Origin of the sequence: Microbacterium proteolyticum (assembly GCF_014192415.1) — a bacterium.
GTDB lineage: Bacteria > Actinomycetota > Actinomycetes > Actinomycetales > Microbacteriaceae > Microbacterium > Microbacterium proteolyticum.
This window is the reverse complement of the sequence record NZ_JACHXY010000001.1, coordinates 1,400,527-1,425,096: the sequence shown is the minus strand read 5'-3', so window position 1 is coordinate 1,425,096 and position 24,570 is coordinate 1,400,527. Positions and strand designations below refer to the sequence as shown.

Sequence of the window (24,570 nt, the reverse complement as noted above, 5' to 3'; positions counted from 1 at the left end):
GAAGAGCGGGTGGGCCGGGCGTGTCGGCCGGGCTAGCGCTGGCCGCCGTCGACCCAACGGGTATGCGCCTTCAGCGCGTGCAGGACCGCGAGCCGCACGACGAGGTAGAGGACGGCACCGATCACCGCGAGGGTCGCTCCCCACGTCAGGATGATGATGAGCAGGTGCGGTCCAGCGAGTCCGGAGAACATCCGGCGAGCCTAGCCGCGAGCGGATGTCGACCGCCGTCGGCGGCGCACGACTCCTGCGTTCCGCAGCAGCCACCGCTGCGCCGGGATCTCCACCAGCTTGTGCATCACCCAGGCGATGGCGAGCGCGATTCCGAAGGCGGCGAGCGCCAGGGGCACCGCCTGCCGCCAGGGGAGTTCGGGATGCCCGTCGGGCCAGCCCGACGACACCGACGCGATGACGAGCAGGTGAACGAGGTAGAAAGCGAACGACACGCGCCCGAGCTCCTGCCAGAGCGGCCGGGCGAGGAAGGTCGAGCGTCCGCGCGCGTCGGCGTTCGCGAGCGAGGCGACCAACAGCGCGTAGAAGCCGACGGTGGCGGCGAGCCCCGGGTGGATGTCGGTACCCGGCACCAGCGGCGCCTCCGACAGCGCGTATCCGGCGACGGCCAGGGGCAGCGCGATGCGGAGGCGGAGCGGCATCCATTCCCCGCGCTTCATCATCACGGCGAGGGTCATGCCGATGACGAATTCGGGCAGGCGGAGGAGGGGAGTGGATGCCGAAGACAGCACGCCCGGCGCGAAGGCCGCGATCTGCGGGGCGAGCGCGACGAGCACCAGGGATGTCACGGCCACGACCGTGAGGATCCGGTTCGAAGCCCGCACGAGGGGGCGGATGAGGAACGGGAAGCTCAGATAGAAGAAGGCCTCGCACACGAGCGACCAGCTCGCGGGGTTGCCCGCCTGCCACCAGTCGGGCACCCAGCCGTTGACGAGGAAGACGTTGGCGACGAGGGGCGCGGCACCGTCGGTGCGGATCTCGGGCACGAGGGTCGCCGCGGCGATGAGCGCCAGCACGACACCCACGACGTGCAACGGGTAGATGCGCGCGACGCGGTGCCACCAGAACGAGCGGACGGTCTGTTGCGGGCGGTATCCCCAGGCGAGCACGAAGCCCGACAGGATGAAGAACAGCGTCACGCCGGTCTTGCCGGCCTCGAACAGCACGCCCCACGCGACCCCGGCGTTGCCGCCGAAGTAGTTGACCGCCATGAGGTGGTGGCCGAAGATCAGCAGCGCCGTCGCCCAGCGCAGGCCCGTGAGCGACGGCAGATTGCGCACGTGGTCGAGCGGGCCGGGGGCCGCCGCCATCGGGGGTGCGACGGGCGCGGTCATCGTGCTGATGGCGATCGCCTCCCGTGTCGTTACCGAGCGCGACCGTGCACCCGTCGACGACACCGTTGGAGCCGACCTGAGCACGTGGAGTCGCGCAGACCTCCCGAGACGGTACTCCCCCGCGGTCCGGAGAATCCTGAAAGGGGAGGGGGTTGACCTCGGGCGACGGCGTTTGCGGCGGCTCGCCGAGACCGGCTCAGCCCTCCGCCGGCAACGCCCGCTGCGCCACCACCCGCCGCGCCTCGACGACGGCCTCCGCGAACTCCGTGTCGGGGTCGTCCATGACGATGGCCGTGGCCCGTGCATGCGCGCTGACGACGTCGTAGGGCGAGGCCGCTGCCCGCTCGACCGCCGCCTCGGCGCGGAATCCGATCGCCGCGAACGCGCGGCTGAGGCTGCGCTGGGTGTCGTGGTCGCCGCGTCCGAACTGGGTGGACAGCTCCTCGGCGAGCGCCTCGTGGGCGTCGTCGGGGACGAGACCGGATGCCGTGCGCCACGCCGCCCGTGCCACCTCGGGGTGCCGGTCGCGCAGCACGGCCGGCGTGATCACTGCGAACGCGGCGGGGTCGCCGATCTTCGACAGCGTGTGCAGCGCCTGGCTGCGCGCCTGCGGGATCTCCGACCCCACTTCGGGCATGAGAGTGACGACGGCCCGAACGGGGTCGTGCCGCGTGAGCGCCCAGGTCAGCATGTCGCGCACGAAGAAGTCGGTCTCGACCGCGCACCTTGCCACCAGCTTGGCGATGTAGTCGTCGTGCGGCCGCGTCCCCGCGGCGAGCGCGGCCTGCAACCGGGCGGACGCGTCGGGGTGCTCGAGGGCTGTGCGGAGGCGTGCAGCGGGGGTGGCGTCGGTCATGGTGCCTCTAGCGTTCCACGGCCCGGGAGGTGTCGGGGCGGCGGCGGACGGTCACGAGCGGAGGAGATTCTCCGAAGGGAGGACCTCCTCCGCGGCATCCATCCTCCACTCGCCGAAACTCCTCCGCTCCACGCGCGACAGCGGTCAGCGCCTGCCCACGCGTCTCTCGACCAGCTTGCGCGCGACGTCCATGAAGCTCGGCGCGTACTTCGCCCACTCCTGGTCGAGCTTGCGCACGTCGATCTTTCCCGTGTGCAGGAGCTCGCAGATCTTCATCCAGCTCTCCCCGGTCGCCGCGGTGAGCGCGCCCGCCACCGCCGCGTTGACGACGACGCCGGCGCCGGGGATCAGCTTCAGGAAGCTGGTCGCCAACGCCCGTCCTGCGACCTGCACACCGAACTGCGCGAGGGCGCCCGCCGAGAGCATGGTCTTGACCTCGAGGTCGTAGATGGCGGCGATCCGCCCCATCATCGTGAGTTGGATCGGCGCAAGAGTGAAAGCATCCGAGACAGGAAGCGGAACGGTCGCCGCTCCCGCAGCCGCCGCGGCCGCCGTCGCGATGATCGGGCGAGCCATCTCGCGCTTCCACGGGAGGTTGAGACGTTGTGCGATGCGAAAGGCATCCTTGTCACGCTCGGGAGCGAGGGCGAGCGTCTCGGTGACAAGGTCACCGAGGCCGTGCCCCTTCCCCTTCCCGTGCCGGTCTCGCGTGGAGGTGAGGATGACGCGCCGGTAGGGCACGCGCAGGCGTTCACCGGTCGCGGCATCCACCGGATCGTTGAGCCAGTCGACGAAGGCCTGCACGTCTTTGGCGACACCCTGATGCCCGGTGAGGGGGTTCTTGATCCAGTCGACCTTCGTGAGCACGAGGATCACCGGAAGTCCCCGCGCGTCGAGTTCGCGGATCATGGCGATGTCGGCGGGAGTGAGGCGATCGTCGTTGGCCTGCACGCAGTACCAGACGACGGATATCTGGTGATCACCGGAGTGCGCCGCGATGGCGTTCAGGTGATCGCGCAGCTGCTGGGCGGGAGGAACGGGCGAACCGATCTCGAAGCCCTCGACATCCCAGATGCCGAGCGAGTCGTCGCTGTAGAACTGCACGCCCCGCGTGACGGGTAAGCCTCGGCCGACCTTGGCCCAATCGCGGCCGAACACCGCGTTGACGAGCGACGACTTGCCGACGCCGGAGCTCCCGACGATGGCGAGGTTGAACCGGCCGTAGCGCGACTTGGCCTCCGAGGTCGCCTCGACGAAGGCCTTCTGATCGAGGTCGGGTGCGTCCGCGTTCTTCTTCGCCATGATGTCTCCTTACCCCCGAAGGAAATCGAGATCGGGCGTTCTTCCCGCGGGATGCGGATGCCACGAATCTACGGCCCGGGGTCCGTCGCGGCGTTTTCGGCGCCTCCCCTTGCGTTCACGGTCGCGACGGGAGGGAATTCCGCACCGCCCCTTGCGCTCACAGTCGCGACGGGAGGGGATTCGGCCGGCGGAGGACCTCGCCCTCAGCGCCGGTCCTCCGCCCGCCGAATCTCCTCCGCTCCACGCGCAGGAACGGGTCAGGGCCGCGGCGCTCTCCGCCGCTCGCGGGAAGGCGGGGTCACGGCTGCCGCCGCACCGCAGCCCACTCCCCCGCCGGGTCGTCGCGTGTGAACACGATCCGGTCGTGCAGGCGCGACGGCCGGCCCTGCCAGAACTCGATCTCGCGCGCGTCCACCCGATATCCACCCCAGTGCGGCGGTCGCGGCACGGGCTCGTCGCCGGGGAAGCGGGCGCCGAGCTCCGCCATCTGCTCCTCGAGGGCGGCTCGGGATGCCACGGGCTCGGACTGATGGCTCGCCCAGGCCGACAGTTGCGAGCCGCGTGGGCGGGACGCGAAGTACGCGTCGTCGCGCTCCGCCGGCAGGGGCGTCGCCGTGCCGAGCACGATGACCTGGCGCTGCAGCGCGTACCAGGGGAAGAGGATCGACACCGACGGGTTCGCAGCCAGCGCCCGGCCCTTGCGCGACAGCCGGTTGGTGAAGAACCACAGCGCCCCGTCGTCGTCGACTCCGCGCAAGAGCACGGTGCGCGAGGTCGGTCGGGCTTCGGCATCCACCGTCGACACGACCATCGCGTTCGGCTCGGGGAGGTCGGATGCGTCGTCGAGCCAGCGCCGCAGAAGAGCGAGAGGGGATGCCGTCAGCGCGCCGTCATCGAGCTCGTCGAGCGTGTAGTCGAGGCGGTGGGCGAGGGGGTTCTCGGTCATCGCGGTCCTCCGGTCGGTCGCGGGCGGCACCATCGTATGACTGTGTCCCCCGCGCGGGTCCCCGCTTGCGGGCGATCGAGATGCGGTGCCGTGCCCGACCGACGAGGGGCCGCCACGAGGGATCTGGCCGGTGTCGGTGGCCCGGAGTACCGTCGTCGCCATGACGCCCGCCGAACTGTTCCTCCGCTCCGACGCCGCGCTGCGCGACGTCATCGACCGCCTCGATTCCGCCGACTTCTCGGCCCCGGTGCCGAAGGAGTGGAGCCAGCTCGAGTCGGCCACGCTGCTCGACATCATCGGGCGGCACGCCTATGACGAAGCCTGGATCCCCGACGTGATCGCGGGTCGCGCGGCGGCCGACGGCGACCCGTTCGCCGAAGGCGACCTCCTGAGCGGCGACGATCCGATCGCCGCGTACGACGCGCTCAACGACGCCGCCACGGCCGCGGTGCACAAGGGCGACATCGCCGACACGTTCCGCTTCACCTACGGCGACTACCCGGCGGCCGAGGGGTTCGCGCATATGGCGACGTACCGCGCGTTCCAGGCGTGGTCGATGGCGAAGCACTTCGGCATCCCGTTCCACCTGTCCCCCGAACTGATCGACGGGTTCACCGAGCACGTCGTGCCGCACGCCGACGAGTGGCGGCAGTGGGGCGTGTTCGGCCCGGCGATCGACCCGCCGGCAGATGCCGATGACGAAACGCGGCTGCTGTGCACGCTGGGGTTCTGGATGCCGTAAGGGGCGGCGGCGCTGCGGACGAGGGCGCCTGTCCTAGGTAAGAAGACCAGCGCCTACGTCTTCACCGGCGAATCGGTGAGCCAGCCTGGGCGTGCACGCGTGTCGGGCAGAGTTCACGAGAGCGGCCGGGATCACGGTGAGCAAGCCGGCGACGGTGGTGGTGCGGCGGCCCGCGGCGGGGGGGGGAGGGGAGCGGATGATGCCTGGGCGTCGGCATCCGTTCCCCTCCATCACGATCAGCTGTCCCGGTCTCCTGTAACCGTCGGAGGTTGTTCCGCTTCCTCTCGTCGGTACTGCATGTCGGTTGCGACCGTCCAGGCCGTGAAGGTCAGGAGAGGGATCACCGACAGAGGCCCAAACACATCAGCCCCTTGCCCTCGGCCCATGTACAGCGCGCTCACTCCGGCGAACCACGCGAACGATGCGACGCAGAGCAGCAGGCGGATGGGGGCGAAGAGGAGCGACAGCCGTAGTCGAAGGGAGGTGCGGTATGTCGGGGGCATCAGCGGCACGACCCTCCGGAGTACGTTCCGAACCACGGCAGAAAGGACGGCTGAATTGTGAAGATAACCGTTGCGTACATCTCCAGGCATCGTTGGGGGCGAGAATTCTGCGCCACTCCAGCCGTGTATACCGCGGCTCCGCCAGCTGCCAGGCACGCCGCGCTTCCGATCGCCGCTCCGGGGGGACCCGCAAGAGCAGAGCCCACGAGGCCACACGCCCCTGCCGCTCCCGTCGCGCCCCACCCGCCCGCAGAGATTGTCGCAGTCTCGGCACGGTTCCAGCGCATGCGCGCGTGGTTCCAGCTTGTCACGGACCACTGCGGGTCAGCAACGACCGGATAGGTCGTGGCGGAATCGGTCTGGACGTGTTGAGTGAGAACGCCATCCTCGATCTCGTAGGAGGTGGGAACGTCCCGCCCGGCGGCGTCGATCGCCCAAGCGGGTTCCACATATCCGACGATCTTCGAGACCTCCACCTCGCCCTTATCGACCTCAACCTCGATCTGCTCTGTCAGCTCGACGCGGCCATCGCTGCGCAATTCCGCCGTCACCCCGTCTGGCAGTACGTAGTCGAATGACCGACCGGCCGTATCGCCTTTGATGACTGTGGTGACGCGCGCGCCCGACGGAAGCGCTTCCACTGTCACGTCCGGACTGTCCCCCTTGCCCGCGAAGACCATCATGCCGTCGGACGATTCCACCCCCGTGTGCAGATCCACAGCATCGGGAAGGGATATCTCGAGGACGGGGTCCTCTTGCAGGCCGACAATCACGTTCGCGTCTGGGTCTCGGGGAAGGGCGACCGTCGCGTCGGCGGTGAGTATCCCGGGAATTGCATCCTGCGAAGCGGTTGCCTCCGCCGCCGCAGTTTGGACGAGGTCGGCGACTGCATCAGCCGCAGCGCCCTGTTCTTCCGCATATGACGGCGGCGCGATGAGTGTCGAAACGGTCACGACCGTGGCGATGACTGCAACCCCGCCTCGGGATCGCATTATCTTCTTTCGCATCTCTCTCCTTTGAGCTTGAGCGTTCTCTCCAACGGCGTTGGAGTGGGTGGTTTCTACCTCTGACGTCCTGTCCGCTACTTGGGGGACAAGGATGGATCCGGCGCCGGGTGAGAAGCGTCAGGAAGGCAGGACGGGGCAACGCGCGTGGTGCTTCAGCAGTAGTCGAGCGGCGAGGGGGCGACCGTGCTCACCTCGCCCGCCGATGGTGGTGGGTAACGCATTGACGCGGCGTGGCCACGTTTCGCCCGCAAATTCACCCATGAGAGCCTTCTGGACGAGATCGGCCTGCGCCTCGCCCTCGCCGACCTCCTCCACGTCGAGGTGGATGTCGCGGCATTCGACACTCTGCGTGGCGAGTTCCGCGAGCGAGTGCTGCGCGGAGCTGTCGAGCTGTGACCGCCGACCTTCACAAGACTCGGGATGCCGCGGCACGGGTCGTCGCGGTATGAAAAGTGATCGCGCAGATCGTCGCGCAAGGTCAGCAGCGCTTTCTCGATGACGTGCAGGCGCAGTGGGCTATCGAGAGGGGACTGATTCGGATCGGCGAGGCCGTCGCCAAGATCCCCGCGCCCGTTCGCGAGCGCTTCGATGGCCAGCCGTGGCGGCAGATCATCGACATGCGAAACCTCGCCGCACATCAACACGACGACCTCGACCCCCACCGGGTGTGGCGCACACTCACGCGGGACGTACCGCGGCTCCGCGAGTACCTCGCGAGGTCGTGCTGCCTGCCCTCTGACGGGCCTGGTCACGCGTCAAGCCTCCCGGTCCACTGAGATCGCCCGTGTGGAATAGGCAGCCGCCGCCCCTCGTTGGCATGGCGTGGCCCCTGTTCCCCACGAAAGGACCCCCGTGAGCCTGTTCAGCCCCACCACCGTCGGCGATGCCGACGTTCGCAACCGCGTGTCGCTCGCCCCGATGACCCGCCTCCGCGCCGACGCCCACGGCGTTCCCGGACCCATCGTCGCGAAGTACTACGCGCAGCGCGCGGGCATCGGCCTGCTGGTGACCGAGGGCGTGTTCCCGAGCGCCGAGTCGCGTGCGTACCCGGGCCAGCCCGGCATCGTCACCGACGCGCAGGCCGCCGGGTGGGCGAAGGTCGCCGACGCCGTGCACGCCGAGGGCGGCACCGTCTTCATGCAGCTCATGAACGGCGGACGCGTCACGCACCCCGACATCACCGGCACCGAGCGCATCGTCGCCCCCTCGGCGATCGCGATCGAGGGCGAGACCCGCCTGGCCGACGGCACCAAGGTCGCCTACGCGGTCCCCCACGCCCTCGAGACCGACGAGCTCGCCACCGTCCGCGACGAGTTCGTCGCCGCCGCCCGACGGGCAGTGGATGCCGGCTTCGACGGCGTCGAGCTGCACGGCGCCAACGGATACCTCCTGCACGAGTTCCTCTCCCCCGCCTCCAACCAGCGCACCGACGAATACGGCGGATCGCCCGAAGCCCGCGCCCGCTTCGTCATCGAGGTCGCCGAGGCCGTCGTGGCCGAGATCGGCGCCGGACGTGTCGGCATCCGGATTTCGCCCGCCCACAACATCCAGGACGTGTGGGAGAAGGATGACGCCGAGACGCGCGCCACGTACGAGGCACTCATCGCCGGACTCGCGCCCCTGGGACTTGCGTACCTGAGCGTGCTGCACGCCGACCCGGCTGGCGAGCTGATCCAGGACCTCCGCCGTGCGTTCGGCGGGACGTTCATCGTCAACACCGGCTTCTCGAGCGTCACCACGCGCGACGAGGCCGTGTCGGCCGTCGACGAGGGCATCGCCGACCTGGTCGCCGTCGGTCGCCCCGCGATCGCGAACCCCGACCTCGTGACCCGCTGGCAGAAGGGCGCCGACGAGAACGAGGTCGACCAGCCCACCGTCTACGGCGGCGACGAGCGCGGGTACACGGACTACCCGTTCCTCCAGAGCTGAGCGACGGGGCGGGGTGGAGGAAGTCCATCCCGCCCCGATCCCGGGCGTCTCACATGCCCGTCATGCCCGCGTCGATCGTGTAGATGCTGCCGGTGACGTACGACGCCTTGTCGGATGCCAGGAACGCCACGACCTCGGCGATCTCCGACGGCTCCGCGTAGCGCTTCAGCGCGACGAGGTCGGCGAAAGCCGCCTGCACGCCCGGGATGTCGTCCGGCGACATCCCCTGCTCGATGCCCCGCATCATGCGCGTGTTGACGGGGCCGGGACACACAGCGTTGACGCGGATGCCGGCCGGCGCCGCCTCCTCCGCCGCGACGCGGGTCAAACCGATGACGGCGTGCTTCGACGCGGTGTAGACGCCGAGCCCCTGGAACGCGATGACTCCCGCCATCGATGACGTGTTGACGATCGCCCCGCCGGTTCCCTGCTCCGTCATCGAGGCGATGACGTGTTTGAGGCCGAAGAAGCTCCCCTTGACGTTGACGTCGAGGATGAGGTCGAGTGTGGCCGCCGTGGTCTCGGTCAGCGGGCCGGTCGCGCCCTCGACGCCGGCGTTGTTGAAGAAGATGTCGATCGATCCGAAGCGGTGACGCGCGATCTCGACGTATTTCTGCACCTCGGCCTCGCTTCGCACGTCGGCTGCGACCGTCTCCGTCCGGTCGGGGTCGAGGCCGAGCTCGCTCACGACGCGCTCGAGAGCCTGCGGATCGATGTCGACGAGGATGACGTTGGCGCCGCCCTCGGCGAAGATCTTCACGGCGGCGCTCCCGATGCCTCCGGCGGCTCCGGTGACGAGCACGTTCTTGTCGGCGAATTCCATGAGGGGTCCCTTTCTCGAGGTGTGAACTCACTGTCTGCGGCGGGCAGGAACGACGGCATGGACGGCGGCGCACGGATCGTCGACCTCCGTGCAGCGCAGCCGGGGGTGGGTGCCACGTGTCGCGCGTGTTTCGCCGCGCTCTCCGCTCTCGATCGCGCGGGAGAGGAATCGTTCACGATCCCCCCTGACGGGGAAACACCCTCGTGACGACGGGATGCCATCGTGGGAGCCGACGACATCTCCGATCGGCTGAGAGGTGGCGAACCGTGTCCGCGACATGGAGCCTGAACGACGTCCGTCCGCGTGAGCGCCATGCATTCTGGCGCGAGACCCTCACGACGGCGTTCACCCCCTTGCGGCCCGAACCGGTCGACGGCGGGCGCTGGGGCGATGGCGCCTCGCTGCGCGGAGACGTGACCACCCGACCGCTCGGTCAGCTCAACATCGCGACGATCCGCTCGTGCGCTCAGCAGAATGTGCACGGCGCGGCCGAGGTGCGACGCAGTGACGAAGAGGTGTTCTTCGTCAATCTCATCGTCCGCGGGCGCTGCTTCGGCGAGCAGCAGGGCAGGGAATGCGACCTCGGACCGGCGTCGATCGGGATCTTCGACGCCCGGCGCCCGTTCCGCTTGACCTACACCGACGACTGGGATGCCATTTCCGTGCGGGTGCCGACACGGGATGCCGCGATGGTGGCGTGGGCGACGAGCGCGCCGACCTCGAGACGCGTGGCCGCCGACCGGGGAACGGGTCGGCTCCTCGCGGGTGTCATGACGGGACTCGCCCGCGCAGACGGGAGTGACATCGACGGCACGCGTGAAGCCCTCGTCGACGCCTTCCTGCTGCTGCTGGGGGCCGCGGCATCCGGAACCGGCGGGGCGATGCCGTCGCACGCCGAGGTCGACGCCCAGCTGCACGACCGTATCCGCGCGCACGTCCGCGACACGCTCCGCGAGGGCCCGGTGGAGCCGAACGACGTCGCGCGACGGTTCCACATCTCGGTCCGCAAGCTCCACCAGCTGTTCGAGCAGTCCGACCGCTCGTTCGGCCGCACCGTGCTCGCGATGCGTGTCGACGCGGTCGCCCGCGACCTGGATGCCGGCTCCCCCGCCACGCTGTCGGAACTGGCCGCCACCTGGGGCTTCGCCGACGCCTCGCACCTGCACCGTGCGTTCCGCGCCCACACCGGGCGCGCGCCCGGCGAGTATCGCCGCACCCGGCTCGCGGCATGACGCTCGCGACCATCGCGGCTCTTGCGACCCACGCCGTCCACGGTCACTCCCGGGTGGTGACCGACGGCGTCTCGATCGTCGTCCTCGCAGGAGAGGGCGACACCGAGGTGCTCGTCGGCGTCGCGGCGGTCCGCCTCTCCCCCGGTGATCTCGTCGTCGTTCCGCCCGGCTCCGACCTGACCGTGACGCCGCTGCCCGGTTCTCGGGCGCTGTACGCCGAGCTTCCCGCCTTCGTCCTCGAGCCGTGGTGCCCACCCTCCGAGAGTCCGGCCGTCGCTCGGGGCGATCTCGCCCGCGTGGCCGCCGGAGCGCTCGTCGCTCTGCACGCCGACCCGCCGGCCGATCCCGCGGCCCTGGCCGACGTGCTCGGAGCGCTGGCCCGCCTCCTCGCGGCGGCCACCGCCGGAGCCCGCCCCGACGTTTCCCCCGACGCGCTCTTGCGCTCTCGCATCCTGCGTCACATCGACACCGCGATCCGGCTGGGTCCGGTCGCACCCGGCGACACGGCGCACCGCTTCGGGATCTCGGTGCGCAAGCTCCACCAGCTCTTCGCGGGGCAGTCGCGCAGCTTCATGCAGACCGTGATGGACCGTCGCGCGTCCTGGTGCGCGCTGGAGCTGCGCACGATCGCGGATGCCACCCCCGCCGCGCTCGCACGACGGTGGGGCTTCGCCGACTCGTCGCACTTCGAGCGGGCGTGGAGTCGCCTCGACCCGTCCGCGGCGGGAGGCCGCGTGCACGGTGGTTGACCCGACGTGCGCCCTCGGACATGCCGTGCCCCGAACCCCCGGCGCAGACTGAGGCCACCCCGGGCCACTCCCGAGCCCCTTCCCTCAGTCAAGGAGCCACGATGACGATCACCGACACCCCTGCCCCTTCGCTCCCGGCCACTTCGCTCCAGGCCATCGAAGAGATCCGCGCCCTCGGTGCGCGCTACAACTACGCCGTCGACGAAGGAACGCCCGAGGAGTGGGCCGCGACCTTCTCGACGGACGGTGTGTTCCATGCCCTCATCGAGGGCCAGACCCCCAAGGGGCACGCCGAGCTGGCCGCCTTCGTTCCCCTGTGCCGCGAGACCTTCGGACCCATGCGCCACCTCACGATGAATGAGCTCATCGAGGTCGACGGCGACACCGCCACACAGACCGCCTACCTGCTGTTCTTCGCCCAGAAAGACGGCGTCGTCGACGGAACCGTCTGCGTCTACGAAGACGAGTTGGTGCGCGAGGACGGCGCGTGGAAGTTCTCCGACCGCAAGGTGCGCCCGGTCATGCCGTTCACGCAGCTGGTGACGCCGGCGTCCTGACGCGGACGACCGAAAGGGCCTCGCACGGACGGTGGATGCCGTTCGCGCGAGGCCCTTCTTCCCATCCCGGGACGCGAGCCCGCGGGGACTCAGCCCATCGAGGCCCGGATGCTCGCCCGCTTCCGGGCCTCGCTCTCGAGCTTCTGTTCCGCGAGGTCGACGATCGTGTCGAGCTGTGCGCGCGGGATGAACACGACGCCGTCGGCGTCGGCGACCACGACGTCGCCCGTGAGCACGGCCACTCCCCCGATCGCGACCGCGCCGCCGATCACCCCGGGACCGTTCTTGTACGGGCCGGCCGGTGTTACTCCGCGAGCGAAGACGGGGAGTCCGAGCTCGCGGATGGCGTCGACGTCGCGCACGCACCCGTCGACGACGAAGCCCGCCACCCCGAGGCTGAGCGCCCGCTCGGCGATGAGGTCGCCGATCAGCGCCCTCGTGGTGTCGCCGAAGCCGTTGAGCACGATGACCTCGCCCGGCTGGACGACGTCGAGCGCGGCGTGGACGATCTGGTTGTCGCCCGCCGCCGTGAGCACGGTGAGCGCCGGACCCACCAGGCGCGCACCCACCCACGTCGGTGAGATGCCGGCATCCGGAGACCCGAGGCGCTGCATCGAGTCGACGACCGCCGAGGCGGCCAGGGGCGCGAGGCGCTCGCGCTCCGAGGCGCTGAGGGGAGCGCGCTCGATGACGGCTGTCGCCACGGCCGAGGTCACGGCGAGACCTGCAGCAGTTCGTCGATGATGGGCGAGATCGTGGCTTCGCGCTCTTCCCAGAGCTTCGCGACCTCGGCTCCCGGCATCCAGGATGCAACGGTGGCGGCGTTGGTGAGCTTCTCGATGACCTCGGGGTCTTCCGCGGCGACCTTGAGGGCGGCCTCCAACGAGGAGCGGATGTTCTCGGGCGTCTCTGCCGGCACCGACAGGGTGAAGCGGCTGTTCATCGGCGCCACCTCGTAGCCCTCGCCGGACAGCGTGGGCACGTCGGGCATGAGTTCGCTCTGCTCGTCCTCGACGATCGCCAGCAGGCGGATGTCGCCGGACTTGTACGGGCCGTAGAAGCTCGACACCCCGCCGAGAGCGAAGTTCACCTCGCCCGACATGACCGCGGCCACCTTGTCGGCACCGCTGTTGTAATGGACGATGTTGAACTCCAGGTCGAGTTCGTTCTCGAGGATCCGCAGGTTGACGTGGTCGTCGCCGGCGCGCGAGTCCGTGCCCGCCGTGATCGTGCCCGGGTCGTCTTCGACGGCGGCGAACAGGTCGTCGATGGTCTTGTAGGGGCTGTTCGCGGCAACGCCGATCACGACCGAGTTGGTGGCGAACGAGCCGACCGGCAAGAAGCTCTCACGATCGAAGGGGGCGTTCTTGGAGGGGTCGAGGTAGCGACCGAGGATCGACGGGATGTTCGTGTAGCCGAACGTCGTCCCGTCGGGTGCCGAGCTGGCGAGCTTGCTGAGTCCGACGACCTGGCTGCCGCCCTCGAGGTTCACGACCTGGATGTTGGCGCCGAGGGAATCCTGCATGGCCGGCGCGACGATGCGGGCCAGGATGTCGTTGCCGGCTCCGGCTGCCGAGGGGACGATCCATTCGATGTCGGTCCCGGCGGCGGGCCAGGCCTCGTCGGCGCCGGCGCCGCCCGAGGTCGACCCGGTGGCGGACGAGCATCCGACGAGGGCCACGGCAGCCAGGGCTGCAACGGCGGTGAGGGTCAGGGAGCGGATTCGCATGCTGTTTTCTCCTTGTGGTGGGGATGACGAAAGTGCGGGGATGGCGAGGGTGCGGGGACGGGACTAGGCGTCGACTCGCGCACGGGAACGGGACCGCGACCGCGACCGCATGAAGGCGGCGAGCGCGGGGCGACTCGCGCCGAGCGCGACCGCGAGGGCGCAGACCACGAGGAGGCCGGTCGCGATCGGGCTGCTCGTGAACACTCCCCAGTCGCCGCGCGAGAGGGCGAGCGACCGCTGGAAGTTCTCCTCGAGCATCGGGCCGAGGATGATCGCGAGCACGAGCGGCGTCAGCGGCACGCGCAGCAGGTGGAAGACGTACCCGATCACGCCCGCCGCGACCATGACGAAGATCTCGAAGGTGCTGCCGTTGATCGAGTAGGTGCCGAGGAACATGAACGCGAGGATCGCGGCCATCAGGTAGGCGAACGGCAGGCGCAGCACGGCGATCCAGACGCGCACGAGGGGCACGTTGAGGATCAACAGGATGACATTGCCCACCAGGAAGCTGGCGATGATGGCCCAGGCGACCTCGGGGTTGTCGCGGAACAGGAGCGGTCCCGGGATGAGGCCGTTGACGGTGAACGCCCCCGCCATGATCGCGACCGTCGCCGACGTCGGGATGCCGAGGGTGAACAGCGGGATCATCGACGACACCGCGAGGGCGTTGTTGGCGGACTCGGGCCCGGCGACGCCCTCCATGGCGCCCCGACCGAACTCGGAGCGGTGCTTCTTCGAGAAGCGCTTCTCGGCGGCGTACGAGGCCAGCGATGTCGCGGCTCCGGGCGAGCCGGGGAGCAGGCCCATGAAGAAGCCGATGATCGAGCCGCGGAAGAACGGCTTCCACGAGCGGCGGAAGTCGTCGCGGGTGGGATAGAGGCGTCCGATCGAGAGGGGCTTGGCGATGCCTGTGGGGCCGCGCTGGGCCTGGGCGAGGATCTCGCTGAGCCCGAAGGCGCCCATGACGATCGCGACCAGGCCGATGCCGTCGAAGAGCTGCGGCATGTCGAATCCGAAGCGGACGATACCGACGCCCGGGTCGAGGCCCACCGTCGCGATCGCGAGGCCCACGCCGGCGCTGATGAGCGCCTTGGCGGGGTTGCTGCCCGCGAAGCTCGTGATGAGCAGCAGCCCGAGGAACGACACGAGGAACAGCTCGGGGGCGCCGAACTCCAGCGCGATCCGCGCGAAGGGGGCGACGAGCACGAACCCGACGACTCCGACCAGCCCGCCGATGAACGACCCCACCGCCGCGATCACGAGGGCCGGGCCGCCGCGCCCGCGCTTGGCGAGCTCGTACCCGTCGAGGGTCGTGGCCACCGATGAGGCTTCGCCGGGGATCCGCAACAGGACGGCGGTGATCGTGCCGCCGAAGGCCGCCCCGTAGAGGATCGCGGCGAGCATGATGATCGCCGTCGTGGGCGAGAGCCCGAACGTGACCGGGATGAGCAGCGACACGGCTGCTGCGGGCCCGAAGCCGGGCAGCACGCCGACGAGCATGCCGAGCACGCAGCCGAGGAGGGCGAACAGCAGGTTCTCGGGGGTGAGGACGGTGAGGAGTCCTTGGAAGAGAGCGCCGAATTCCATGTCAGAGGCCGATCATGCGGAGCACGGTGATGCTCGAGTGCGGGAGGGCGGTGCCGAGCAGGTCGGCGAAGACGAACCGGCTGATGACGGCGACGCCGGCCGCGATGAGAAGGGCGACCCACCAGCGGCGAGCGCTCACGAGCGTCATCACGCTGAAGAGGAGAAGCGTCATGGTGAGGAGGTAACCGAGCACCGGCAGGAGGATCGCGGCGAGCACGAGCGACCCCGCCACGATGGCGACGCGCAGGATGCCGCGACGGTCGGGGAGGGCGATGTCGTCGTCTTCCTCGTCGATCCCGTCGACGACGAGCACGCCGATCGCGGTGTCGGTGGGCGGGTCGACGCGGCTGCCCTCGAAGGGCGTCCGTGCGTCGAGCTCCGACCGGTTCCCCTCGCGCCGCTGCGCGGCAGCCGCACCGAGCAGCTGCAGCGCCCAGAGGACCGCGCCGAGGGCGATCGTGGCTCCCGCGACGACCGGGAAGAATCCGGCGCCCACCCCGGTCACGTTGGTCAGGCCGTAGCCGAAGCCCGACACCATGACCGTGATGCCGGCGACGGCACCGATCGCCACGACAGACCACTCCAGGTACTGCCGCGCCCTCGTCGGGGACGAGGTTTCCACCACATCAGACGCCATCGTCATCCGCCTCTCTGCGGGTTTCCGTGCTAGGTGTGTGTGCAAGGCCGTTGACGCAACTTGCGCACTTGCACAGGATTGCAGGATGGTCCAGACTTGTCAACAGGCGACCCGTTCGATCGGCGTCGCGCCCTCGAAGGAGAGAACATGAGCTTCCGCGCCGTTGCGACTCGCAACACCGCCGCCCTGAGCACCACGGAGCAGAAGGTCATGACGGTGCTGCTGAGCGCCGCGACATCGTCGACGACGGCGGCCGACGTGGCTGCCCAAGCCGGCACGCACGAATCGACCGTGGTGCGCCTCGCGCAGAAGCTGGGCTACCGCGGATACCCCGACCTGCGCCGCGACCTGCGCGCCGACGAGGTGAACCCCGCGCTCTCCGGTGCCCCTATGCGGCAGGAGTCCGGGGCCGACCTGGCATCCTTCGTCGCCGACGAGCGGGCCGGCCTCGAACGCCTGTCGGAGTTCGTCCCCCAGTCGGCGATCGACGCCGCCGCCCGCGACATCGCCGGCGCCGGGGTCGTCTACATCTTCGCCAACGGCGACGCCCGCTCGCTGCAGGAACTACTGGCCCGCCGCTTCCGGCGCTTGGGGATGGTCGTGGTCACCCTCTCGCCCCAGGCGAAAGACCTCGCCGAGCGCTTCGTGCCGTTCGACTCCACCAGCATGCTGATCGGCTTCGCGCTGCGCGAGACACCGCGGATGCTCCCCGCCCTCATCGCCGAGGCGCAGCGCCGGCGCGGGCGCAGCCTGCTCATCACCGACGTGCCGGGCGCGCAGTTCCGGCCCGCGCCCGACCACCTGATCGCTGCCCTCCGCAGCGCCGACAGCGAGTACCGCACCCTCTTCGTGCCGATGGCCATCTGCTATGCGCTCCAGCTCGCGGTCTACCACCTCGACTCCGAGCGGTACCACGCCGTCCGCGAAGACATCGACGGTCTCACCCGCATGCTCGGCGGCACCGACGAGATCCCTCTCCGGCCGTGACCGGCCCCGCCTGGCGGGCTGCGCTCAGCACCCAGGCGGCGCTGTCGCAGGCATCGTGGGTCGGTGTCCGGCTGATGGTCGGCTACCGCGCGCTCGAGCTGGGCGGCGATCCACTGCTGCTCGCCGCGCTCGCGGCATCCTTCGCCGTCCCGACGATCGTCGCGGCGCTTCCCGCGGGTCGCATCTGCGACCGCGTCGGCGGCAGCACCGTCGCCTTCGCCGGCCTGCTCATCGCCTCGGCCGGCGCGATCGTCGTGCTCACCCTGCCGTCGACCGTCCTGCTGCTGTTCGCCGCGACCCTCACGATCGGCCTGGGTCACCTCTGCGTGATGATCGGCCAGCAGACCTTCGTCGCGCACGCGAGCCGCGGGGGTTCGATGGACAGCGGCTTCGGCACGCTCAGCGCCGCGGCATCCATCGGTCAGCTGATCGGTCCGCCGGCCGTCACCATCGCCGCGACCCTCGCCGCGCGCGATCAGCCCGACACGACCGCGGGCTTCGCCGTCTGCCTCGCCTTCACGGTGCTCGCCTTACCTCTGATCCTCTTCCTGCGTCGCGGCGACACGCACCGCCGAACCACCGCCGCGAAGGCCCCGCGCGCTCCGCTCTCGGCGGTGATGAAGGCCCCCGAGTTGTGGCGGGCTCTCGCCGTCAGCGGAGCCGTGCTCGTGACGGTCGACCTGCTTTACACCTTCGTGCCGCTGTGGGCGGTCGAGAAAGGCATCGCCCCGGTCACCGTCGGTCTGCTGCTCGCCCTGCGCGCCGTCGTCTCGGTGGTGAGCCGTCTCGGCCTCGCCCGCATCGTCGCTCGTTTCGGTCGCCGCACCCTGCTTGTCGTGGCGATGCTCACGGGCGTCGCGAGTCTCGTCGCCCTGCCCTTCGCGGACCAGTGGGGCGCGATCCCCGTGATGATCGCGCTCGGTATCGCCCTCGGCCTCCCCCAGCCCCTGACGATGGCGTGGACCACCGCGATCACCCCGCCCGCGGTGCACGGCGCCGCCCTCGGCCTGCGGCTGACCGCCAACCGCGTGCTGCAGGTGCTGATCCCGGTCAGCGTGGGCCTCATCGCCGGCCCCTTCGGACTCGTGGCGATCTTCTGGTCGAACGCGGCCGTGCTCGCGGTGGGGGTGGCGGTTGTCGCGACGTCGCGGACGAGTGATCGCGATGGGGAGGGTTCGGAGTAGCGGCGGCCGCTACGAGACGGCTCGGTACCGCTGCGACTCCCACGAGGTCTAATCGAGGTCGGCCGGCATATTCGGTCGTGCGACCGCCCACGCGCGACGGTCGATCTGATGGAGCACGTCGACGCTCGGCGCGGATCCTCTTAGCGCCGCCGACCTCTCCCCGATCAGGCGCGCTCGGCTCGCCTCGATCTGCGCCGACCGGCAAGAGAGCAGACGCACGACACCGACGAGTTCGGCGATCTCCCCCCGAGTCGTCGAGCGTGTGTCGTGGCGCGCTAGCTCGGCAACCTACGCGGGGGCTGTGCGGGCGGCAAGCTCGCCATCGGCGTTGATGACCGTTTACAGTTTCATCGCGACGCGCGAGTCAAGGTTTGACCACTCGCCATCCGAGCCGATCCTTTTCATGTTCAGCCATTTCAGGCCTGCTCGCATGGCGCCAGAGTACGTTGGGCTTGCGCCTTCCCGGGTGGCCGACCGCGAGATGCATTGGCTCGACCAATCTGCACTTCACAGGACCCGCTGGGCACAGTTGCGGTGCGCGTGGACGACACCAACTCCTTCGACGCGCTCCGTCGGCACTGAAGCCGCCATCTTCCCGCATTCGGAGCCACCGGCCCCTGTATTTCATGAGCGATCACCCGAATACGTGCCACACTTCTTTGACGGGCCCTCGCGTGATGCGCGGCTCCCAAGCAAGGGGACGACATTTGAGCAACACGACCGATACCGAGGCGCACACCGAGCGCGTCGCCCTGGAGATCGACTCTGACGATGAGTTTGCAGGCGACTACGAAGATCCGGGCTCACTCACAGCGAGCGCGATTACGGGCGCGGTCGTTTACACAGTGGACTGGACGGTGGCGACCGTAGTAAATCAGATCGATGCAGATCCGACCGATCCAGAGAGCCAGGGTGTCCTCGTGACAGCGCCTCCGTTCCAACGACGGACTGCGTGGACTGACGAGCGGCAAGGACTATTCATTGAGTCGCTGATGCTTGGATTACCCATTCCGCCACTGGTGCTTGCCGAAAGCATGCAGCACGAGGGCCAGTTCTATGTCCTAGACGGTAAGCAGCGCCTGACAGCTCTGAAGCGATTCTTCGACCCGGCGGATCCGTTGCCACTGAAGGGCTTGGAGATTCTGGCGACCGAACTTGGCGGTAAGACTCTCGCGACCATTCAGGCCTCTGCTGAACTGAGAAAGTTTTCTCGGACTTTGGCGAGTCAACCAATTCGGACGATAGTGGTTAGAAATTGGCGCACTCCATCTCTGCTGCACTTGATCTTTTCCCGCCTTAACAAAGCAAGTGTGCCGCTGGCTTCGCATGAACTTCGACAAGCACTTTTCCCCGGGCCATTCACCAATTTCATAAACGAACAGAGTGGCCTGAGTCGGGAGCTCCAGCGCGCGCGGCGACTTTCGGCGCCCGACTTCCGCTTGCGCGACGCAGAAACACTACTGCGCTATTTAGCGTTTCGAACAAATATAAGCAGCTACAGGGGGGACCTGCGGTCGTTCCTTGATCGAGTACTCAAGGGCGGAAATGATCATTTCGAAGACGCCAGGCCCGAGATCGAGGGGCTCGTCCAGGAAATGGATGCGGGAATCACTACAACATTCGAGGTATTCGACTCAGCGGCCTTTCTGCGATTCGACGGAGAGCGTAACAAGTACATGCCTCGGTTCAACGTGACCGTGTTCGATACCCTGACCTGGTTTTTCAGCGACGCAACTGTCCGAGATGCCGCATCGAAAAACGCCGACGGAGTGCGGCTGGCCTTCGAGGAACTGTCGGCTTCTGACCCTGTTTTCTCGGCCTTCTTGACGTCTACAACAAAGACAAATGACGCCACAGTCGGGCGGCTGGGGCGGTGGGGAACAGCTCTGGGCAACATCCTCGACATGGATCTGGACTACAGGGCATTCGTGTCCCCGGTCATTCCAATAGCGTCGAGAGCGCACGGCTAGATGGAGCTCGGGGAGCCCCTGCGGAGGCCTGCAAGGCGCGCTCGAAGCTATCGGTATTTGACCGTGCGGATCAACCAGCTCGGTCACGAGTTAGGTGTGCGCAGGTCTTTCGTGCCCTCGAGTCAAGGTGAGGTAGACCGGGTTCATGCGTTCCGGCTCCTTGTCCACTCCGAGATACAGGCTTTCGTAGACGATCTCGCGCTACGGATTGTCGATACGACAGCCGATATTGCTGCCAGGACAGGTGCATTAACGCATGCGGGACACTGCTTGTTGGTCTACTATTCGTTCGCACCGCTTGCCACGCCCCGAAATGCGGGGGACGGCCGGTATCCGCCATTCAATGCACAGACCGCTCAGCGAGTTATCGGTCATTCACAGTCCAGGCTAGATAGCGCCATCAAGTCTCATCGGCATGCGGTGGGATCCAACAACGGCATCAAGACCGGGAACGTTCGCCGACTCCTGGTCCCGCTCGGCTATCGCGAGGACGTCTACGCCATCGGTCTGTTCGACAAGCTGGACGACCTTGGAGTGCAGAGGGGGGAGGTCGCGCATAAGTCCGGCCTGATCGGGCTTAGAACTATTCCAACCGGCTCAAACGAGTGGACGCGCTTGGACGCGGTATTGCCCGGGCTCGAAATGATGGAGCGTTTTGCGCCGCGATTGCTTCGCCCTGTCTGATGCAGTGCGACGATGCCGTGGCGCGGATGTGACGGTGCAGAGACTTGAGGGCCGCGAGGTAGGCGTCAAGCACTTAAACCGCTCGAGGACGCCAGCTACGTCTCAGAAGTCATACTCGAGCCCCGGACAACCTCGAAGGCAGATCCCGCAAACAAGAGGCGCGCCAGCCGGGGCAGATCGTAAGGCGCGCTGGACGTCCGCCGCGGGTATGCCCCTGGCGTTAATACGTGCGTCCGCGATTCGGGGTCTCGACACAAGCGCGGCCCCTGTGATCGTCGCCCGAGAGATCTCTTGTATGCATTCGCCTTCGCCGTACACCTCGCCGGCTACGTGGGCACATTCCCAATATTCAACTCCGCAGATGCTGCACTCGGATTGTTCAATGATGAGTTCGACGCTGATTCCAACGCGCTGATGCCCCAGCGCCACTGGGCAAATTTGAGTGTATGAACCCTCCGCATACCTCAGAACGCACATGGCCGGCACACGACGGCGAATGTAATTCCCTATCCGATCCAGGAGTGCGTGCGCACGATCGAACTCTTCACCTTCCTCCAGCCAGTCCATAGCGGAGCGGGCGAGCGCGCGAACCTGATCAAGCTCGGCTTCCAACCCGGCCCAACCGCCCCGGCTCTTTGCATTGCGGAACCGCGCGTCGGCTTCTACCAGACGCTTGACACCTCCCTCTCGGCGTCCTTCAGTCGCCATCGTCCGCAGATCGAGCGATCGATTCGAGCCGATCAAGGATGTCGATCGCAGCTGTAGCGGGACCGTCGTACTTGAACCGCGCCTCTTTCCCGTTGGAAGCTCTGAATTTCCAGTCCACGTGGACGACCGATTTCTCGCGAGGTTCCGGCAACAATCTGGCGATTATCTCTCCAAGCGCTGAGCCCAGACCGTTACTGATCACATCTACGGCATAGGAAGCGACGGGCAACCACACTTCTATCGAGTTGTAGGAGATGAGGTCGCGTTGATCGGAGGTGAGCAACACGTCGGCGCCAGCGGCACGTAAGTACTTTGAGAACGCAGGGGTGCTGTCGGGATAGCCATCTGCATCGCGCCGGGTTGGCATGCCCTGATCGATCCGTACGCGCACACCGTCGAGATACTTCGACGAAAGCATCGCGCTCCTTTCGGTTCGTTATTACTCCACGGGCCCGCCGACGTCGTGCTGCACTTGCATGAAGGAGTCTTGACGGGCCCCAAGTTCTCCCGATGCTATTGACCTTCTATTTTATCTGCGACAGGTCCAACCTTGTCGCTGCCACTGGAACGCCACGGTGATCGTGTCCGTCGGCCCGTTACGGTGCCTCGCCACGATCAAGTACGCCTCACCCGCACACTGGCTGTCTTTTTCGTACGCGGCTCGCGGAGCAGCACCATCATGTCGGCGCCCTGCTCGATCGAGCCCGACTCCCGCAGGTCGGAAAGCGCCGGCTCCTTGTCGGCGCGCTGCTCGGCGCCACGGTTCAGCTGCGACAGGGTGATGACGGGAACCTGCAGCTCCTTCGCCATCAGTTTCAGGGCACGCGAGAACTCGCTGACCTCCTGCTGGCGGGACTCGACGCGCTTACCGCTCGTGAGCAACTGCAGGTAGTCGATGACGACCAACTTCAGGCCCTCGCGCTGCTTCAACCGGCGGCACTTCGCCCGGATCTCGACCAGCGTCATATTGGGGCTGTCGTCGATATAGAGGGGGGCGTCGTTGATGCGACCGCGCGTGGAGGCCACAGTTGTTCAGTCGGGCAAGTCGAACGCGGCCGCGGACCCCCGCGGTGCCCTCGCCGACAGGGTCGCGCACCCGACGCATCAAACCCCGCGGTACCGCTCCACCACGACCCCCGACGCGAACTCCCGCCGCTCCTCTAACTCCAACGCCACCTGCTCCCGCACCCCCTCCAACAACCGCGGCCCCCGCCCCGCGACCACCGGGTGCACAACGAACGTGAACTCATCGATCAGCCCGAGGTTCGCGAGCGCCGCCGGCAACCGCACCCCACCCACCGAGATCCCCCTCCCCGGCTGCGCCTTCAACTCCTTGACGGCCGCGGCAAGGTCACCCCGCACGAGCGAAGCGTTCCAATCCACGGCATCCAATTCCGTCGACACGATGTACTTCCGTATCGGGTCCATGACCTCCGAGAAGGCGACCTCGCTGGCATGCATCCAGTCGGGCCACTCCCCCGACTCCGGCCGGCGCCAGGCCGACTCCATCAGCTCGTACGTCGCGCGGCCGTAGAGCAGGGCGTCGGAGCGGCGCAGTTCGTCGGTCCAGAACGCCATCGATTCGGCATCGGGAGGCAAGCCCGCCTCGTGGTGGACGCACCCATCGAGGGTGACGTTGATGCCGTAGCGAAGCGGTTGGGTCATGGCGATCTCCCTCGACGCGGGCGGTAGTGGCGTCAGGCTAGCGCGGTCACCGGAGCGCCGACAGGGCACGGGCGGTCGCGCCCACCATCTCGTCACCGCCCTGCACGACAAGTCCGCGGCAAGGCAGCGCGGCCCCGGCCGATGCCGCGCTCCCTGCCGCTCGCAATGCGAAGAGCCGCGCCTCAGTACGACATGATCGGCGGCTGATGAATCCGCACCTTCTTCCCGTTCACGATCATGACGAGCCACGTGCATCCAGACCCCGTGGCTTCGAGCACCGTCTCGACGTCCATCCTGAATCCCCCGTCGAATGCGGCATCCTTATCGCTCATCTGATCGAGCGCTTCCTCCATCACCGCCGCAACGATGCTGCGCCCGAACGATTCGTAGTTGTGTGCGCCCAGGTGTTCCTCGACGTACTGCCTGTTCAGTGTGCCGGCCATGTGTCCCCACTCCTTCGTGTGACAGGAACGACGCGGCGTGGTCTCTGATCGCACGCAACTTACGCGCTCCGCACTGAGCATCCACCCGACTGACGTCGCGGTCAATATGCCCCCAAGTGGACGTCTCCGGCGCGCGACGGGCGCTGCTTTCAGACGACCCAAGACGACTCACCGACCTTGCCCTCAGCCTGCCGATTTGCTGCCCGGCTCCGGGTGAAGCGCGTCGTAGTAATCGTCGGCGACGGGCTCGAGCCACTCGTTCGAGGTATTCTCGCCCGGCACGGCGATGGCGACGTGACTGAACCACGAGTCGGCCTTGGCGCCGTGACAGTGCTTCGTGCCGGCGGGGATCACGATGACCGTGCCGGGGGTGAGGCTGACGGGCTCATCGCCCTCCGCCTGGTACCAACCGCGGCCGGCCGTCGCGAGCAGGATCTGACCCCCACCGGCGGTGGCGTTGTGACGGTGCCAGTTGTTGCGGCATCCCGGCTCGAAGGTGACATTTGCGATGCTCATTCCGACAATCGCGAGGGGAGCAAGGTAGGTCTGCTCGCGCGGAAAGAGGCTGTCGAATGTCATCTCAACCGTCCGTCTCGTCGGTGATGTCTTTCAACACCGTCATCGCGGCCATGCCGTTGGGCCAGCCCGTGTAGAACGCGAGGTGGAGGATCGCTTCCTTTAGCTCCTCGGTGGTGACCCCGTTCGTGCGGGCGTAGTCGAGGTGGAATCGCAGCTGATCGGTCCGGCCCATCGCGGTCAGCGCGGCGACGGTGACGAGGCTCCGGTCACGCGGGGAGAGGTCGCTGCGCTCCCACACCTCGTCGAACAGCACCCTGTCGGTGTAGTGGACGAGGCCCGGTGCGAAGTCTCCGAAGGTGCGCTGCCCTCCGGTCCATCCGTTCTGCTCTACGGTCATGCTGTCCTCCCTGTCAGACATCACCACTGAACTGCCTCCCGCGCAGAGGAGGGAGTCTCGGGCGTGACGTG

26 protein-coding genes and 1 pseudogene are annotated in these 24,570 nt (G+C 67.9%); 10 read left to right on the top strand and 17 right to left on the bottom strand.

All coding sequences use genetic code 11. The features are described from left to right. Positions 1-32: 32 nt before the first annotated feature. The 5 genes from FHS07_RS06530 to pdxH all read right to left on the bottom strand — a co-directional run bounded on the left by FHS07_RS06530 (position 33) and on the right by pdxH (position 4,447). Positions 33-191 carry a hypothetical protein gene (locus tag FHS07_RS06530; protein ID WP_183419016.1) on the bottom strand — a complete coding sequence of 53 codons (159 nt, stop codon included), beginning with the start codon at positions 189-191 and terminating at the stop codon, positions 33-35. Between the two features lie 9 nt (positions 192-200). Further along, positions 201-1,343 carry an acyltransferase family protein gene (locus FHS07_RS06525; protein WP_183419015.1) on the bottom strand — a complete coding sequence of 381 codons (1,143 nt, stop codon included), beginning with the start codon at positions 1,341-1,343 and terminating at the stop codon, positions 201-203. 196 nt (positions 1,344-1,539) lie between these two features. Then, complete coding sequence (locus tag FHS07_RS06520) at positions 1,540-2,199, bottom strand: HEAT repeat domain-containing protein (protein WP_183419014.1); 660 nt, start codon at positions 2,197-2,199, stop codon at positions 1,540-1,542. Positions 2,200-2,343: 144 nt separating this feature from the next. Then, complete coding sequence (locus FHS07_RS06515; protein ID WP_183419013.1) at positions 2,344-3,501, bottom strand: GTPase family protein; 1,158 nt, start codon at positions 3,499-3,501, stop codon at positions 2,344-2,346. Positions 3,502-3,799: 298 nt separating this feature from the next. Then, a complete protein-coding gene (gene pdxH / locus FHS07_RS06510) occupies positions 3,800-4,447 on the bottom strand; it encodes a pyridoxamine 5'-phosphate oxidase (protein WP_183419012.1) in 648 nt (215 codons plus the stop codon). Between the two features lie 160 nt (positions 4,448-4,607). Here pdxH and FHS07_RS06505 point away from each other — a divergent pair, with 160 nt between their 5' ends. After that, a complete protein-coding gene (locus tag FHS07_RS06505) occupies positions 4,608-5,189 on the top strand; it encodes a DinB family protein (protein ID WP_183419011.1) in 582 nt (193 codons plus the stop codon). Positions 5,190-5,691: 502 nt separating this feature from the next. Here FHS07_RS06505 and FHS07_RS06500 read toward each other — a convergent pair. Further along, positions 5,692-6,699, bottom strand: coding sequence for a hypothetical protein (locus FHS07_RS06500; RefSeq protein ID WP_183419010.1), 1,008 nt, complete (start codon positions 6,697-6,699; stop codon positions 5,692-5,694). Between the two features lie 452 nt (positions 6,700-7,151). Between FHS07_RS06500 and FHS07_RS06495 the strand changes: the two genes are divergently transcribed. After that, positions 7,152-7,475: a HepT-like ribonuclease domain-containing protein gene (locus FHS07_RS06495; RefSeq protein WP_183419009.1), complete on the top strand. Its 324-nt coding sequence runs from the start codon at positions 7,152-7,154 to the stop codon at positions 7,473-7,475. Positions 7,476-7,551: 76 nt separating this feature from the next. Further along, entirely contained in the window at positions 7,552-8,628 is a 1,077-nt protein-coding gene (locus FHS07_RS06490) for an oxidoreductase (protein ID WP_183419008.1), read from the top strand. 49 nt (positions 8,629-8,677) lie between these two features. Here the strand turns inward: FHS07_RS06490 and FHS07_RS06485 are convergent, their stop codons facing one another. Beyond that, positions 8,678-9,451: an SDR family NAD(P)-dependent oxidoreductase gene (locus FHS07_RS06485; RefSeq protein WP_183419007.1), complete on the bottom strand. Its 774-nt coding sequence runs from the start codon at positions 9,449-9,451 to the stop codon at positions 8,678-8,680. 266 nt (positions 9,452-9,717) lie between these two features. Between FHS07_RS06485 and FHS07_RS06480 the strand changes: the two genes are divergently transcribed. From FHS07_RS06480 to FHS07_RS06470, 3 genes are all read left to right on the top strand, one after another. Beyond that, positions 9,718-10,683, top strand: a complete 966-nt coding sequence (locus FHS07_RS06480) for an AraC-like ligand-binding domain-containing protein (RefSeq protein WP_183419006.1) — start codon at positions 9,718-9,720, stop codon at positions 10,681-10,683. Continuing rightward, entirely contained in the window at positions 10,680-11,432 is a 753-nt protein-coding gene (locus tag FHS07_RS06475; RefSeq protein ID WP_183419005.1) for a helix-turn-helix domain-containing protein, read from the top strand. The genes FHS07_RS06480 and FHS07_RS06475 overlap by 4 nt, the downstream gene beginning before the upstream one ends. Before the next feature lie 101 nt (positions 11,433-11,533). Beyond that, positions 11,534-11,989, top strand: a complete 456-nt coding sequence (locus FHS07_RS06470) for a nuclear transport factor 2 family protein (RefSeq protein ID WP_183419004.1) — start codon at positions 11,534-11,536, stop codon at positions 11,987-11,989. Positions 11,990-12,078: 89 nt separating this feature from the next. On the opposite strand, the gene FHS07_RS06465 is transcribed toward FHS07_RS06470, so the two are convergent. From FHS07_RS06465 to FHS07_RS06450, 4 genes are all read right to left on the bottom strand, one after another. Next, the gene (locus tag FHS07_RS06465) at positions 12,079-12,705 is read right to left on the bottom strand and encodes an RraA family protein (RefSeq protein ID WP_343054624.1); all 627 of its coding nucleotides are present in this window, start codon (positions 12,703-12,705) and stop codon (positions 12,079-12,081) included. Beyond that, positions 12,702-13,718, bottom strand: coding sequence for a Bug family tripartite tricarboxylate transporter substrate binding protein (locus tag FHS07_RS06460; RefSeq protein ID WP_183419003.1), 1,017 nt, complete (start codon positions 13,716-13,718; stop codon positions 12,702-12,704). The genes FHS07_RS06465 and FHS07_RS06460 overlap by 4 nt, the downstream gene beginning before the upstream one ends. Before the next feature lie 63 nt (positions 13,719-13,781). Then, the gene (locus tag FHS07_RS06455; RefSeq protein ID WP_183419002.1) at positions 13,782-15,305 is read right to left on the bottom strand and encodes a tripartite tricarboxylate transporter permease; all 1,524 of its coding nucleotides are present in this window, start codon (positions 15,303-15,305) and stop codon (positions 13,782-13,784) included. A 1-nt stretch (position 15,306) separates the two neighbouring features. Further along, entirely contained in the window at positions 15,307-15,942 is a 636-nt protein-coding gene (locus tag FHS07_RS06450; protein WP_183419001.1) for a tripartite tricarboxylate transporter TctB family protein, read from the bottom strand. A 147-nt stretch (positions 15,943-16,089) separates the two neighbouring features. Here FHS07_RS06450 and FHS07_RS06445 point away from each other — a divergent pair, with 147 nt between their 5' ends. From FHS07_RS06445 to FHS07_RS06430, 4 genes are all read left to right on the top strand, one after another. Further along, on the top strand, positions 16,090-16,929 hold the full coding sequence (locus FHS07_RS06445) for a MurR/RpiR family transcriptional regulator (protein WP_183419000.1): 840 nt from the start codon (positions 16,090-16,092) through the stop codon (positions 16,927-16,929). Beyond that, positions 16,926-18,113: an MFS transporter gene (locus tag FHS07_RS06440; protein WP_183418999.1), complete on the top strand. Its 1,188-nt coding sequence runs from the start codon at positions 16,926-16,928 to the stop codon at positions 18,111-18,113. The genes FHS07_RS06445 and FHS07_RS06440 overlap by 4 nt, the downstream gene beginning before the upstream one ends. A 707-nt stretch (positions 18,114-18,820) precedes the next feature. Beyond that, the gene (locus FHS07_RS06435; RefSeq protein ID WP_183418998.1) at positions 18,821-20,083 is read left to right on the top strand and encodes a DUF262 domain-containing protein; all 1,263 of its coding nucleotides are present in this window, start codon (positions 18,821-18,823) and stop codon (positions 20,081-20,083) included. A 420-nt stretch (positions 20,084-20,503) separates the two neighbouring features. Further along, positions 20,504-20,767 (top strand): hypothetical protein, encoded by a 264-nt coding sequence (locus tag FHS07_RS06430; protein WP_183418997.1) that lies wholly within the window; start codon positions 20,504-20,506, stop codon positions 20,765-20,767. A 697-nt stretch (positions 20,768-21,464) separates the two neighbouring features. On the opposite strand, the gene FHS07_RS06425 is transcribed toward FHS07_RS06430, so the two are convergent. The 6 genes and pseudogenes from FHS07_RS06425 to FHS07_RS06400 all read right to left on the bottom strand — a co-directional run bounded on the left by FHS07_RS06425 (position 21,465) and on the right by FHS07_RS06400 (position 24,499). Then, positions 21,465-21,893 carry a hypothetical protein gene (locus FHS07_RS06425; protein ID WP_183418996.1) on the bottom strand — a complete coding sequence of 143 codons (429 nt, stop codon included), beginning with the start codon at positions 21,891-21,893 and terminating at the stop codon, positions 21,465-21,467. 111 nt (positions 21,894-22,004) lie between these two features. After that, a pseudogene (locus FHS07_RS06420) lies at positions 22,005-22,507 on the bottom strand (DnaB-like helicase C-terminal domain-containing protein); the annotation flags it as partial. Positions 22,508-22,579: 72 nt separating this feature from the next. Beyond that, positions 22,580-23,140 (bottom strand): dihydrofolate reductase family protein, encoded by a 561-nt coding sequence (locus FHS07_RS06415; RefSeq protein WP_183418995.1) that lies wholly within the window; start codon positions 23,138-23,140, stop codon positions 22,580-22,582. Positions 23,141-23,322: 182 nt separating this feature from the next. Next, a complete protein-coding gene (locus tag FHS07_RS06410) occupies positions 23,323-23,583 on the bottom strand; it encodes a hypothetical protein (RefSeq protein WP_183418994.1) in 261 nt (86 codons plus the stop codon). A 183-nt stretch (positions 23,584-23,766) separates the two neighbouring features. Then, positions 23,767-24,099 (bottom strand): cupin domain-containing protein, encoded by a 333-nt coding sequence (locus FHS07_RS06405; protein WP_246383131.1) that lies wholly within the window; start codon positions 24,097-24,099, stop codon positions 23,767-23,769. Between the two features lie 64 nt (positions 24,100-24,163). Continuing rightward, positions 24,164-24,499, bottom strand: coding sequence for a carboxymuconolactone decarboxylase family protein (locus FHS07_RS06400; RefSeq protein ID WP_183418992.1), 336 nt, complete (start codon positions 24,497-24,499; stop codon positions 24,164-24,166). Positions 24,500-24,570: the final 71 nt, after the last annotated feature.